The 13,356-nt window shown below is 39.9% G+C and carries 14 protein-coding genes; 9 read left to right on the forward strand and 5 right to left on the reverse strand.

What is annotated here, in order from left to right; translation table 11 throughout:
* Window positions 1–30 precede the first annotated feature (30 nt).
* Window positions 31–1,266 (forward strand): threonine ammonia-lyase, encoded by a 1,236-nt coding sequence (locus tag F968_RS00755; RefSeq protein ID WP_004789305.1) that lies wholly within the window; start codon window positions 31–33, stop codon window positions 1,264–1,266.
* A gap of 237 nt (window positions 1,267–1,503) precedes the next feature.
* Window positions 1,504–2,700, forward strand: a complete 1,197-nt coding sequence (sbmA, locus tag F968_RS00760) for a peptide antibiotic transporter SbmA (protein ID WP_004789306.1) — start codon at window positions 1,504–1,506, stop codon at window positions 2,698–2,700.
* A 39-nt stretch (window positions 2,701–2,739) separates the two neighbouring features.
* Here sbmA and F968_RS00765 read toward each other — a convergent pair whose 3' ends face one another.
* On the reverse strand, window positions 2,740–3,489 hold the full coding sequence (locus F968_RS00765) for a DUF4850 domain-containing protein (protein WP_004789307.1): 750 nt from the start codon (window positions 3,487–3,489) through the stop codon (window positions 2,740–2,742).
* A 121-nt stretch (window positions 3,490–3,610) separates the two neighbouring features.
* Here F968_RS00765 and F968_RS00770 point away from each other — a divergent pair, with 121 nt between their 5' ends.
* From F968_RS00770 to F968_RS00780, 3 genes are all read left to right on the forward strand, one after another.
* A complete protein-coding gene (locus tag F968_RS00770) occupies window positions 3,611–4,675 on the forward strand; it encodes a DUF1176 domain-containing protein (RefSeq protein ID WP_004789308.1) in 1,065 nt (354 codons plus the stop codon).
* Window positions 4,676–4,738: 63 nt separating this feature from the next.
* Complete coding sequence (locus F968_RS00775; protein ID WP_034596046.1) at window positions 4,739–5,482, forward strand: hypothetical protein; 744 nt, start codon at window positions 4,739–4,741, stop codon at window positions 5,480–5,482.
* 110 nt (window positions 5,483–5,592) lie between these two features.
* Window positions 5,593–6,111, forward strand: a complete 519-nt coding sequence (locus F968_RS00780) for a hypothetical protein (RefSeq protein ID WP_004789310.1) — start codon at window positions 5,593–5,595, stop codon at window positions 6,109–6,111.
* A gap of 80 nt (window positions 6,112–6,191) precedes the next feature.
* On the opposite strand, the gene F968_RS00785 is transcribed toward F968_RS00780, so the two are convergent.
* From F968_RS00785 to gatC, 4 genes are all read right to left on the reverse strand, one after another.
* Window positions 6,192–6,770 (reverse strand): DJ-1/PfpI family protein, encoded by a 579-nt coding sequence (locus F968_RS00785; RefSeq protein ID WP_004789311.1) that lies wholly within the window; start codon window positions 6,768–6,770, stop codon window positions 6,192–6,194.
* A gap of 168 nt (window positions 6,771–6,938) precedes the next feature.
* Window positions 6,939–8,408, reverse strand: coding sequence for an Asp-tRNA(Asn)/Glu-tRNA(Gln) amidotransferase subunit GatB (gene gatB, locus F968_RS00790; protein ID WP_004789312.1), 1,470 nt, complete (start codon window positions 8,406–8,408; stop codon window positions 6,939–6,941).
* Window positions 8,408–9,886, reverse strand: coding sequence for an Asp-tRNA(Asn)/Glu-tRNA(Gln) amidotransferase subunit GatA (gatA, locus tag F968_RS00795; protein ID WP_004789313.1), 1,479 nt, complete (start codon window positions 9,884–9,886; stop codon window positions 8,408–8,410). The genes gatB and gatA overlap by 1 nt, the downstream gene beginning before the upstream one ends.
* Window positions 9,887–9,939: 53 nt before the next feature.
* Window positions 9,940–10,254, reverse strand: coding sequence for an Asp-tRNA(Asn)/Glu-tRNA(Gln) amidotransferase subunit GatC (gene gatC, locus F968_RS00800; protein ID WP_004789314.1), 315 nt, complete (start codon window positions 10,252–10,254; stop codon window positions 9,940–9,942).
* A gap of 133 nt (window positions 10,255–10,387) precedes the next feature.
* On the opposite strand from gatC, the gene F968_RS00805 reads away from it, so the two are divergent.
* From F968_RS00805 to F968_RS00820, 4 genes are read left to right on the forward strand one after another with little or no spacing between them, the layout of a single operon-like run.
* Window positions 10,388–11,428 (forward strand): rod shape-determining protein, encoded by a 1,041-nt coding sequence (locus F968_RS00805; RefSeq protein ID WP_004789315.1) that lies wholly within the window; start codon window positions 10,388–10,390, stop codon window positions 11,426–11,428.
* Between the two features lie 16 nt (window positions 11,429–11,444).
* Complete coding sequence (gene mreC / locus F968_RS00810; RefSeq protein WP_004789316.1) at window positions 11,445–12,302, forward strand: rod shape-determining protein MreC; 858 nt, start codon at window positions 11,445–11,447, stop codon at window positions 12,300–12,302.
* A complete protein-coding gene (gene mreD, locus F968_RS00815; protein WP_004789317.1) occupies window positions 12,289–12,780 on the forward strand; it encodes a rod shape-determining protein MreD in 492 nt (163 codons plus the stop codon). Before mreC ends, mreD begins: the two co-directional genes overlap by 14 nt.
* Window positions 12,768–13,328, forward strand: a complete 561-nt coding sequence (locus F968_RS00820; RefSeq protein WP_004789318.1) for a Maf-like protein — start codon at window positions 12,768–12,770, stop codon at window positions 13,326–13,328. The genes mreD and F968_RS00820 overlap by 13 nt, the downstream gene beginning before the upstream one ends.
* Window positions 13,329–13,356: the final 28 nt, after the last annotated feature.

Raw genomic sequence — 13,356 nt, forward strand, 5'->3', positions numbered from 1 at the left:
ATTTGTAATGTATTGAGGCTGACTAGATAAATGATACAGCAACAGGTTAAAAATGGGTTTCCAACATTAGATGATGTTCATGCTGCCGCAGAGCGTTTAGAAGGTTTAGTCGTAAAAACTCCTTTTGTTTTCTCAGAAACCATTTCTAAAACCTTAGGGGCTGAGATGTGGCTGAAATTTGAAAACTTACAATTTACAGCTTCTTTTAAGGAACGGGGTGCACTGAATAAACTGTTGTGTTTATCTGACCAAGAAAAACAACATGGTGTTATTGCAGCTTCGGCAGGTAATCATGCGCAAGGCGTAGCGTATCATGCTCAGCGCACAGGCGTAACAGCAACTATTGTAATGCCGAAATCGACACCTAATGTAAAAGTACAACGAGTGCGTGAATATGGGGCACGAGTCATTTTACATGGACAAGACTTTTCAGAAGCTGCTGCTGAAATGCACCGCGTTGCACAAGAAGAATCTTTAACGATTATCCACCCATTTGATGATGCAGAAATTATTGCAGGTCAGGGAACCATTGCACTCGAAATGCTTGCAGCTGTTCCTGAACTAGACATTTTAGTTGTGCCAATTGGCGGTGGTGGTCTAATTTCTGGTATTGCGATTGCTGCTAAAGCTATCAATCCCAAAATTAAAGTGATTGGGGTGCAATCGGTTGTATATCCAAGTATGGCGAAACTTCTTTGCAATTATCAGCATGCCGTTTCAATGGGCTCTACAGTTGCAGAAGGTATTGCGGTAAAAACTCCGGGTGAGCTTACAACTCAAGTTGCTAAAGAATATGTTGATGACATTGTTGTTGTCACTGAAGACATGATTGAAGAGGCAATTGCGCTGTTACTCAATATTGAGAAAACAGTATGTGAAGGGGCCGGTGCAACAGGTATTGCCGCAATTATGTCTCGTCCTGATTTATTTTTAGGTCATAAACTTGGTGTAGTGCTTTCTGGTGGCAATATTGATACACGCGTTATGGTCTCTGTATTACAACGTCATTTAACGCGTACAGGGCGTATGGTTCGTATTCGTGTTGAATTACCAGATAACCCAGGTGCTTTAGCCCGTTTAACAGCAATCATTGCTGAGCAAGGCGGTAATATTTATGAATTGCGTCATGAGCGCTTTGCCGCAACAAGCCGTGCCAAAGAAAGCGCTGTGAGTGTTGATGTTGAGCTTAAAAGTGCTTCCGACTTAGATTTGCTCATTCAGGCAATGCAGTTGGAAGGCTATATTGTTCGTAAAGAAGAGATTTAATCTCTGATATTGCTGTGTTATAAAAGCCGTATATGGCTCTTAAGGGAGTCATATACAAGGTAATTTAAAAGGATTAAATTGCCAAAAAGGGATGAATTTACAAAAAAACGATCAAATCCTTCAATGAAACGGGAAAAACTGACAATTCTCTAAACTTTGCCCTTCACAATTTTAAGGTTTAGGTTTTAGTATTCCTTCCATTGTAAATTTGAAGAAATATAAGGATATCCACGCTCAATGTTCAAATCTTTTTTTCCATCACCACGGTATTTTTTTATATCTGCGGTTGTTTGGATCGTGCTAAATATGGTGCTCTGGTACTCCGGTGGGAACACATGGGGAACTTTTATTGGGTTTGCTAAAGGCTACCATGATGCACAGTTGCCAATAGGTGTTAGCCGTTTTTGGTCTCCAACCTTCTTATGGTTTTACCTTTGGTTTTTAATCTCTACAGCACTGTTTGCTGGGTTTTGGAAGGCTATATCGAATAATCCATGGCAACGTTGGTCTGTGTGGGGTTCGGCATTTATTTTGTTCAACATTTGGTTTAGCGTTCAGGTTAGTGTTGCTATTAATGCATGGTATGGACCTTTTTATAATCTCATTCAAAGTATGTTAGATCACGGTGGTGGTGACATTAATAAACTTTATATGGGAACGGTTACATTCCTTTTAATTGCTATGGTTGGTGTGACTTTAGCTGTAATTAATTCATTTTTTGCTAGCCATTATGTATTCCGTTGGCGTACAGCAATGAACGAATACTACACAGAGCATTGGAATAAGCTGCGTCATGTAGAAGGTGCTTCACAACGTGTACAAGAAGATACCATGCGTTTCGCATCTGTTTTAGAGGATTTAGGGGTAAATTTTATAAAGGCAATTATGGTATTAATTGCATTTTTACCTATTCTGTTTGAGCTTTCTAAGCAAGTTAAGGTACTTCCTCTGGTAGGAGAAATTGACCATTCATTGGTGTGGGCGGCAATAGTATGGGCTGTTTTTGGTACAGTTCTATTAATGGTGGTTGGTATTAAATTGCCTGGTCTACAATTTAATAATCAAAAAGTAGAAGCTGCTTACCGTAAAGAACTGGTTTATGGCGAAGATTATGAGGAAAGAGCGCAACCAAAAACACTAAAAGAACTTTTCTCGAGTGTTAAGCTGAATTATTTTAGATTATATTTGCATTATTCTTATTTTAATCTGGTCAGTATCTGGTATCTACAATTAGATATTTTATATAGCTTAGTTGTTTTATTCCCATCTATTGCAGCGGGTAAAATGACATTAGGCTTAATTACACAAATAAGCAATGTGTTTGATAAGGTCCGTGAATCATTTCAATATTTAATTACTTCATGGAAAACAATTATTGAACTACTTTCGATTTATAAGCGTTTAAAGGCTTTTGAATCAATACTACATAAATAAAAGAAAACCCGCGAAAGCGGGTTTTTTATAAGTATTGGATTAATGAGTCGCGTTATAAAAATTAAGGATAGGGCCAACTAAAGATTGTTGGGATTTATCTAAGGTGACTTGAATCTCTTTATAGTTAAAAGTGTCTTCATCATCATATTTAGCAATACCATGCGTTTTATTGTTCACTTGTGGAATTTGATAACTAAAAAAAGCCACTTTCTTAGAAGGGTGAACAATATTGATGAGTTTTTTAGGGTCTTTATAGCCACCGAATTCATTTTCAAGACTTTCTTTTAGCAGCTCAGGAAAATAAAGTGTTGCATTTGGTAGTCCACAGCCAACACAAAATGAAGAATCATAGAGTTCTATTGCTTGTTTTTGATCTGTACTCATTATTAGAGCAAAACCAGTCCCATTAGCGCCTGCATTTGCTTGCACATCTTGCCAATTTCTTGGAACGAGCACCAAACCTGTTTCAGGTAATGCAAGAAGCTTGAGTTGTTTTGCATGTTGAGCATCGAGTTTAAAATTAAAATGGCAGCTTTTAGGTGTACAGGTTTCAAAGTCTTTAAGTAAACCATTCTCTGTTGGGCTTTGTGCTGTAACACCATAAAATGGGACTGTAACGCCGTTTAAAAACTTTGCCTCTCCTAGAGCATAGAATTGATTGTCTGCTTTACGTGTTGCAGCAGAGCTATAAAACTTGGGGAAATGAGGTGTAAAGCTTTTTACTTCTGCATAAGCAGATGAAGTTAGACTGACCAATGCTGTGCTTAATAAAAAATTCAGTTTTTTCATTTTAAAAAAGTAATCATTTAAATTTTATATAAACCTAGCATATTCTTTTAAACTAGATGTTAGTCCAAAATTTTAAACTGTTTTAACTTAATAATAAAACAGACCAGCAGAGACATGAAAAATGAAAAAAATGCTTTCAATTTGCTGTTTGACGGTAATGAGTTCTTATAGTTTTGCTCAAGAAATAAAAGGTATTTCATTTTCACACCAAGAGTGGGAAATCTCGTGTAGCAATACGGGTACATGTAAAGCCGCAGGCTATCAAAATGAAGAAAATGGCGATAATCCAGCATCGCTTTTATTAGTGCGTAAAGCAGGGCCAAAACAAGCTGTGCAAGCTGAATTTGCTTTATCAGCCTATGAGCAAAGCTTGCCAGCCAATCAGCTTAAAAATATTCATTTTTATATAAATGGCAAAGATTTAGGCACTGTGACTATAGATGGTACCGATTTGCCATTGATGGGGAAATTGAATAATTCACAAGTCAACGCTGTACTACAACAGTCTAAACAGAAAACTGAAATTGTATTTAAAAATGCGCAGCATCAATGGAAAATTTCCGATGCAGGAATGACCGCTGTGTTATTAAAAATGGATGATTTTCAGAAGCGTATAGGAACAGTTGGTGCTTTGGTTAAAAAGGGTAGCGCCAATGAAACTAAAGTACTTATGCCTGAGCCAAAACTACTTGTTAAACGTATTAAGACTTCAAACAAACCTTATTTAACATTACAGCTTAAAAGCAAGCAGTATCAAGCAATACACCATAGCTTAATGGCAGCTAATCCAAATCCTAAAGAAGACTTTTGTGAAGGAATTTATGATGGGAATAGTGATGGAGCTGAACCACAGAAAATTGAGCTATATAAACTAACCAATAAGAAAGTTTTGGCGACTACGTTGTGTTGGAGAGGTGCTTATAACGAAGGATATGGGGCATGGGTACTCGATGAGTCTTTGACTGGTAAGGCAACGTTTGTGACAGAGACAGCTTCTGATTTCGATAGTGGTATTATTAGTAGTGCTCAAAAGGGAAGAGGCATAGGCGATTGCTGGGCAAGTGAAGAATGGGTCTGGGACGGCAAGAGTTTTGTACACACAAAAGATATGTGGACAGGGATGTGCAAAGGCTTGGCAACAGGTGGGGTGTGGGAGCTTGATCGAATTGAAGCTATTGTAAAATAACACATTGAATATATAAGAATAGTCTAAGGAAATAAGATTTTGAATTATAAAATTAATTTAAAAATGGTTGCTTTAGCAGCTGTATTAAGTTGTTCGGCTATAACCGTTTTTGCTGCGCCATTACAAATTTTGGAATTTAAGAAAGGGCAACTGAGTTCAACAGAACAAAGTCAATTGTGTAAACAAATAAAAGATTTATGCCAGCGAAGCGCGCAATGGCGTAGTCTAAAAACTCCAGACCAAAATTTATGGATATTATCGAGCCGTAATGATATCGCACAGTTTAAAGCTACATCTACAGGTTTTAAATTAGTCAGCAAATGGAATATTGTGACAACAGGAAGCGAAGATGGCTTTCATAAACAATATATATTTCCTAAGCTTTTTCCACTCACTCAACAGCGTTATGCAATTGCAATAATTGATCAGTTTTCTGAAATGTACTCAGGAGGCGGTGCGAATATTGAGCGTGCTAGTTTTTATGAGTTACAAGAGTCAGGTAATGAGCGTTCTTTTATTAAAAATTATCCTTTTAGTTTTAATCGGATGATTCGGGCATGTTTTTCTGAGCAAGATTATGAAAGTTCTCAAGGAAACTGTCACGATGAGGATAGTCTCAGTCTAGATATTCGTCCAGTTAAACCTATGTTGTGGCAATTCCGCTATCGTTATAGTTTAAGCGTATCACCTGCCTCAGATTCAGGTGAAAAATCTTATCAGGGCACTAGAAATTTAAATATTGATTTAAATAAAGCACCAGAACAGCCCAATATTCCAGAAGCATGGAATTATGCGGGAATGGGCTAATTATCAAAGTAATTGTTAAATTTGAAGAAATAGACGATTTACAGAGTCATAACAGGTAACACCACTAGCTCTGTGATACAAAGAACAGATTGTTTATTGGAGCTAGACCCATGTCACGTCAAGTTTATGCGATTGCCCGCCGTAAGTTTTCACATTTGAGCCGTTCAGTTTGTATGGCAGTTGCTGTACTGGGTACAACACAAATTGCGATGGCGGGTCCAACAGTTGATCAGTTAAGTGACTGTTTAGTTAAGGCTACAACGGCTTCAGACAAAACCACTGTGCTTCAATGGACATTTACGGCTTTAGCTGCCCATCCCGATTTAAAAGCATTTAGCAATGTAACACCTGAGCAAAAGGATCAGTTAGATCAAAAACTGGCTCAAGTTTTACAACGGGTGATTGTGGAGCAATGTTCTACCCAAACTAAAGCTGTGATTCAAGCTGAAGGTGTGAAGGCAGTTGGGGAGGCTTTCCAGCAGTTAGGTCAAAGTGCTGGTGAAGATATTGTTAAAGACCCGGCAGTTAAACAGCAGTTGCAAGGCACATTACGCTATATCGATTTAAATAAATTAGTGACTACGTTTTTAACACCAGAGATTTGGAATAAGTTGGGAATTACACGTTAAAAAATCTAGTTTTCTATTTTAGTTATAAAGCCTGCTATTTAATCAGCAGGCTTTATTTTAATTGGGATGAAGAGATCTATTTAGATAGTAATCTTAGCACCTAAGACTTTTACAAACTGAGCTAACCAAACAGGATGTGCAGGCCAAGCTGGTGCAGTCACCAAATGTCCATCTGTAACTGCTTCAGTCACAGCAATATCCGCATATTGTCCACCTGCCAATTTTACTTCGGCAGCACATGCTGGATAAGCTGAGCAGAGGCGGCCTTGTAATACATCTGCCGCTGCGAGTAACTGAGCGCCATGGCATACGGCTGCAATTGGTTTTTTCACCCTATCGAACTCACGCACAATTTCGACAACACGTTCATTCATGCGTAAATATTCTGGTGCTCGACCACCCGGAATAACTATACCTACATAGTCTTCGGTATTAACGGCATCAAAATCATAGTTAATGGCGAAGTTGTGGCCACGTTTTTCGCTATAAGTTTGTTCACCTTCAAAATCATGAATAGCAGTCGCAATATGGTCGCCGTTCTTTTTATTTGGGCAAACAGCATGGACGGTATAACCTAAACCAGTTAAGAACTGAAAAGGAACCATGGTTTCATAGTCTTCTGCATAGTCACCGACCAACATTAAAATCTTTTTAGACATGATTTATCTCTCTTTTTAAAATATAAGTGATCTAAATTCTTAATTTAAATTAGCACAGTCACTAAGTAATTTTTTAGGAAAAAAGTGCATTCTTTAGTCGAAGGATGCTTTAGACGGATATAAAAAAGCCCCGATAAATCGAGGCTTTTGTTGAGTTGACGAATGAAATTAACCTATCAACTTCTTCATTAATTCATTTACTTGAGCAGGGTTAGCTTTACCCTTAGAAGCTTTCATGACTTGACCAACAAGACCGTTAAAAGCTTTTTCTTTACCAGACTTGTACTCTTCAACCATTTTTTCATTGGCTGCAAGTACTTCTTTAATGATTGCTTCAATTGCGCCAGTGTCAGTTTCTTGCTTTAAGCCTTTTTCTGCAATAATGTCATCGGCAGATTTACCTTCCGATTCCCACATAAAGCCAAAGACTTGTTTTGCAATCTTACCGCTAATGGTGTTGTCAATAATACGTGCAATCATGCCGCCTAACTGTTCAGCAGAAACAGGTGAGTCAGCCAAATCTAAGCCCGCTTTGTTTAATGCGCCTGAGAATTCGCCCATTACCCAGTTTGCAGATACTTTACCTTGTGCAGCACCGCCAGCAGCAGCCACAACAGCCTCATAGAAGTCCGCCATTTCGCGTGAAAGCGTAAGTACATGTGCATCGTATTCAGTTACACCAAAGTCTGCGATAAAGCGTGCACGGCGTGCAGCAGGTAACTCTGGAAGTGCAGCGCGAGCAGCTTCGATTTGCTCATCTGCAATAATTACTGGTAACAAGTCTGGATCTGGGAAGTAGCGGTAATCGTTCGCTTCTTCTTTCGAACGCATTGAACGCGTTTCCATTTTATTTGGATCGAACAAACGAGTTTCTTGATCGATGCTTCCACCGTATTCCAAAATTTCCATTTGGCGTTCAATTTCAACATTGATCGCTTGCTCAATGAAACGGAATGAGTTGAGGTTTTTAAGCTCACAGCGCGTACCAAACGGTTGACCTGGACGACGTAAAGACACATTACAGTCGGCACGGAATGAACCTTCAGCCATGTTACCGTCGGAAATACCTAACCAACGTACAAGGGTGTGAATTGATTTGATATAGGCCACTGCTTCTTCAACTGAACGCATGTCCGGTTCAGAAACGATTTCAAGTAAAGGTGTGCCAGCACGGTTTAAGTCAATGCCAGACATGCCTTCAAATTGGTCATGAATCGATTTACCAGCATCTTCTTCAAGGTGAGCACGAGTTACGCCAATGCGTTTTGTTGTGCCATCTTCAAGCTGAATGTCGATATGACCCAAGCCCACAATTGGGTTATCCATTTGGCTAATTTGGTAGCCTTTTGGAGAGTCTGGGTAGAAGTAGTTTTTACGTGCAAACACAGATGCTTGGTCGATGTATGCATCGATACCCAAACCAAAGCGGATAGCAAGATCAACCACTTTTTCATTCAAAACAGGGAGTACACCTGGCATAGCCAAGTCGACAAGGCTGGCTTGCGTGTTTGGGTCTTGACCAAATTCAGTCGATGAACCAGAGAAAATTTTAGAATTGGTTGCAAGCTGAGTGTGAATCTCGATACCAATAACGACTTCCCAACCGTCAATCAATTTCAACTTTTGAGCTTCAGCCATTATGCATTCTCCTCAGCAATTGCCGCACGTTGAGTATGGAAATCGGTATTTTGTTGGTATTGATGAACAATCGACAACAGTTGTGATTCTGACCAGTAGTTACCAATTAATTGTAAGCCTACAGGTAAGCTGTCTTTATCAAAACCAACAGGAGCATTAATCGCTGGTAAGCCTGCTAAGTTCACTGCAAGTGTATAGATATCGCCTAAATACATTTCAGTTGGGCTTAAGTTTGCACCAATTTTATAAGCAGTTGTTGGTGCAGAAGGAGCAGCGATTACATCTACACTTTCAAATGCTTTTAAGAAGTCTTGTTGAATTAAACGACGTACTTTTTGTGCTTTCACATAGTAAGCATCGTAATAACCCGCAGAGAGTGCATAGGTACCAATTAAGATACGACGTTGAACTTCTGGACCAAAGCCTTCTGAACGTGAACGCTTGTAAAGATCCATCAAATCAGCTGGGTTTTCACAGCGGTAGCCATAGCGAACGCCGTCATAACGAGACAAGTTAGATGATGCTTCTGCTGGCGCAATCAGGTAATACGTTGGTACATAGGCTTCAGTCATGTTGAGGTCAATCTCAACAAGCGTTGCACCCATTTCTTCAAGCTTTTTCAAAGACTCTTCTACACGAGCTTTTACGTCTGCATCTAAGCCTGCAACGTTAAAGTACTGTTTAGGAATACCAATGCGTAAGCCTTTTACAGATGTGCCATTTAAGTTCGCAACGTAGTCATCAACTTCCTTTTTAACCGAAGTTGAGTCTTTTGCATCGTGACCTGCAATTACATTCATCAGGTAAGCACAGTCTTCAGCAGAGCGTGCCATTGGGCCCGCTTGGTCTAAAGATGATGCGTAGGCAATGATCCCGAAACGAGATACACGACCATAGGTTGGTTTTAAGCCTGTTAAACCACAGAAAGAAGCAGGTTGGCGAATTGAACCACCTGTGTCAGTACCTGTAGCAAAAGGCGCTAAATCAGCAGCTACGGCCGCAGCAGAACCACCTGATGAACCTCCCGGAACATGGTCAAGTGCCCATGGGTTGCTCGTTGCACCGACATATGAGCTTTCAGATGTTGAGCCCATCGCAAACTCGTCCATGTTCACTTTACCTAAAGTGACCAGACCAGCAGCTTTAGTTTTTTCAACAACAGTTGCATCGTAAGGAGAGATGAAGTTGTCTAGAATTTTTGAACCAGCAGTTGTTTTAATGCCTTTGGTACAAAAGATATCTTTATGAGCAAGTGGAATACCCGTTAGAGCAGTTGCATTACCTGCTTTTAAAGCAGCATCGGCAGCATCAGCTTCCGCGAGCGCCTGTTCAGGTGTAACCGTCACATAGCTTTTTACCAGTGGGTCAATTTTAGCAATACGTTGCAAATAATGTTCAGTCAGTTCGCGAGATGAAAACTTCGCTTGGCTTAAGCCCTCAGCAAGTTCACGAATTGATAAGCGATGTAAATCAGTCATGAGTAAAATTTCTTTACATTCAAAATAGGGAAGATGGGTTAATTGAGTAAAAGTTATTCAATCACGCGAGGAACAAGATACAAACCATCTTGAGTTGCAGGTGCAACTGCTTGGTATTCATCTCGATGATTGCTTTCCGTTACCACATCAGCACGTAAAGGTTGAGGATTGTCAAAAGGACTTTTTAAAGGTTCTACGCCTTCCGTATCAATGCCTTTTAAGGTTTCCATCATGCCTAAAATTTTATTTAGACTTTGAGCATATTCAGCAGATTGCGTATTATTGAGCGACAATCGAGCAAGATTGGCGATTGCTGAAACTGTTTGTGCATTTAAATCTGCTGAATGCTGTGCATCCGATGTAGACATAACATCACCTAATCAGTATTAAAAATTTTCAAAATATCGTGCGTTATAATAAGCGATTGACTTGTTCAAATCATCACATTTAGTTTAAAGTTGCCACCTTGCATCCACATGAAAGTTTAACTGAGAACGAACCGTGATTCTAAAACGACTAATTGGCTTGTTTTCGCCGGATCTAGCCATTGATTTAGGTACAGCAAATACACTTATTTATGCACCAGGCCGCGGCATTATATTAAATGAACCAACAGTTGTGGCAATTCGTCACAGTGGTTCACAAAAAATTGTTGCTGCTGTAGGTCTAGATGCTAAGCAAATGCTGGGCCGTACGCCTGCGAATATTTCTGCAATTCGTCCAATGAAAGACGGTGTAATTGCGGATTTTGAAGTGACTGAAACCATGTTGAATCAGTTTATTGGTAAAGTTCACGAAAAACGTTTGTTCCCACCTGCACCTCGTGTAGTTGTATGTGTACCATGTAAATCAACTTTGGTCGAGCGTCGTGCGATTCGCGAAGCAGTATTTAATGCTGGTGCCCGTGATGTTCGTCTCATTGAAGAACCTATGGCTGCTGCAATTGGCGCAGGTATGCCAGTTGAACAAGCATGTGGTTCTATGGTTGTGGATGTTGGTGGTGGTACAACTGAAATTGCAATTATTTCATTGCAAGGTTGTGTCTATGCTGACTCTTTACGCATTGGTGGCGATGTTTTTGATGAGCAAATCATCAATTATGTTCGTAAAGCTCACGGTTGTGTAATTGGTGAAACCACTGCTGAAATTATTAAAAAAGAAGTAGGTATGGCTGTTTCTGATGGCACAACATTAGAAATTGAAGTACGTGGTCGTAACCTTGCAGAAGGCGTGCCTCGCGCAATTACTGTAACTTCTGACGAAATTACTCAAGCAATCTCTGATCCATTACAAAATATTGTAAGCGCAGTAAAATCTGCACTTGAGCAAACTCCTCCAGAACTTTCTTCTGATATTGCCGAACGCGGTATTGTGTTGACAGGTGGTGGTGCATTACTTCGTAACCTCGATAAATTATTAGCTCAAGAAACTGGTTTACCAGTTGTAGTTGCTGAAGATCCTCTTACTTGCGTGACCCGTGGTGGTGGTAAGGTATTGGAATTCTTCGACAACCCGAACCATGACATGCTTTTTGTTGGTTAAGTTTAAGGATTAGGCGGTGCAACCGAATATTTTTTCAAGACAGCCGCCATCTTTCCGCTCGTTCATTATTGCGGTCATTACATGCTTGGTTGTGCTGTTTTTTGATTGGCGCATGCCGTATGTAATTCAGCCAGCAAGGGATGTCTTGTACGCTGCATATAACCCAATTTATGCATTGGCCAGTTATCCAGTACTGTCGAGAGAATGGCTGAATCAACAAACAAAATCTGAAGCACAACTGCGTCGTGAAAATACTGCGATGCAGGCTGAGCTTTTACAAGCTCAGGTTCGTTTACAAAAGCTTTCTGAACTGTCCGCTGAAAACACCCGTTTGCGAGGTCTTCTTGATACTCCATTGATTATTGATGGACGTATGGAGATTGCCGAAGTAATTGGGACAGATGCAGACCCATTGCGTCATATCATCATTGTTAACCGTGGATCTATGGACCATCTAAAGGTCGGTCAAACGGTTCTGGATGATAAAGGAATTATGGGACAGATCATTAATGTATACCCTCATAGCTCACGTGTAATGTTGTTATCAGATAAAGAACATTCACTTTCAGTACGTCTTGAACGCACTGGAATGCGGGCGATTGTTTCTGGTACTGGTGATTTGGGTCGCTTGAAAATGGAATATGTCCCAACGAGTGCGAATATTCAAGTGGGTGATAAAGTGTTTAGCTCAGGTTTGGGTGAACATTTCCCAGCAGGGTACGCAGTGGGTACAGTTGCCAAAATAAGACGTCATAATTCGGGTGAGTTTGCAGAAATTGATGTTACACCAGCCGCACAATTAGCAACAGGGCATCATGTAGTCGTACTTTTCTCGGATTCTTTAGCGAAGGAGCAACCATATGCCGATCGCTAAATTGAAACGAGAAAAACGAAATGATCCATTATGGGGAATTATCCTCTCTGTAATTGTTGGCTCAGTACTCATGGTTTATCCGCTATCCTACGATATTTCAGGTTGGCGCCCATTATTCATGTTAATGATTATGCTATTTTGGGTGGTATGTCAGCCAACATGGTGTGGGGTCTGGTTTGCATTTGGAATGGGAATTTTTACAGACCTTTTGCTTGATGCGCCTTTAGGCCTCAATGCTTTAAGTTTTGTAATTGTGACTTTTCTTACCCGTTTTTTAATTCGCGAGCGCCGTATTTTAACCTTTGGTAATTTATGGACAATTGCAACTCTGGTCATTATTGCTCATTTAGCGTTTATGTGGGTAACGCAGACCATGGGTGGAATTCATTTTTCGATTGCTAGACATTGGCAACCATTGATGACAAGTATCATCACTTGGCCAATCGTCTATTATTGTTTGGCAAAATGGCGCATATAGTTTTAGCATCTAGCTCTCCTCGTCGAAAGGAGCTATTGCAGCAACTGGGTTTGGATTTTGAAATCTATAGTCCGGATATTGATGAGTCTATTCATGAAAATGAGCTGGTTCACCATTATGTTGAACGGTTAGCTAGAGAAAAAGCACAAACTGTATTGAAGCTTTTTCCAGACGCAATCGTTATTGCTGCCGATACAAGTCTTGGGCTTGATGGCCAAATTATTGGTAAGCCTGAATCGAAAAATCATGCCTTTGAAATCTGGAAACAGTTATCTGGACGTTGGCATGATGTGTTTTCTGGATTATGTATAGCTACGCAACAAAAAATGTTAAGTCAGGTGGTGCAAACTCAAGTTGAGTTTCAACCCCTGACTACGCAAGATATGGAAGATTATTGGGCTACAGGTGAGCCTGTGGGGAAGGCCGGTGGATATGCAATTCAAGGGATTGCTTCTCAATATATTCCCCAAATTCAAGGAAGTTATAGTAATGTGGTAGGACTTCCTTTATACGAATTTGCACAGTTATTAAAAAGAGTAAAGACATAAGAGGTTGTTATCATTCTTAATTGAATAG

Source organism: Acinetobacter sp. NIPH 817 (assembly GCF_000368405.1).
In the GTDB taxonomy this organism is placed as follows: Bacteria; Pseudomonadota; Gammaproteobacteria; order Pseudomonadales; family Moraxellaceae; genus Acinetobacter.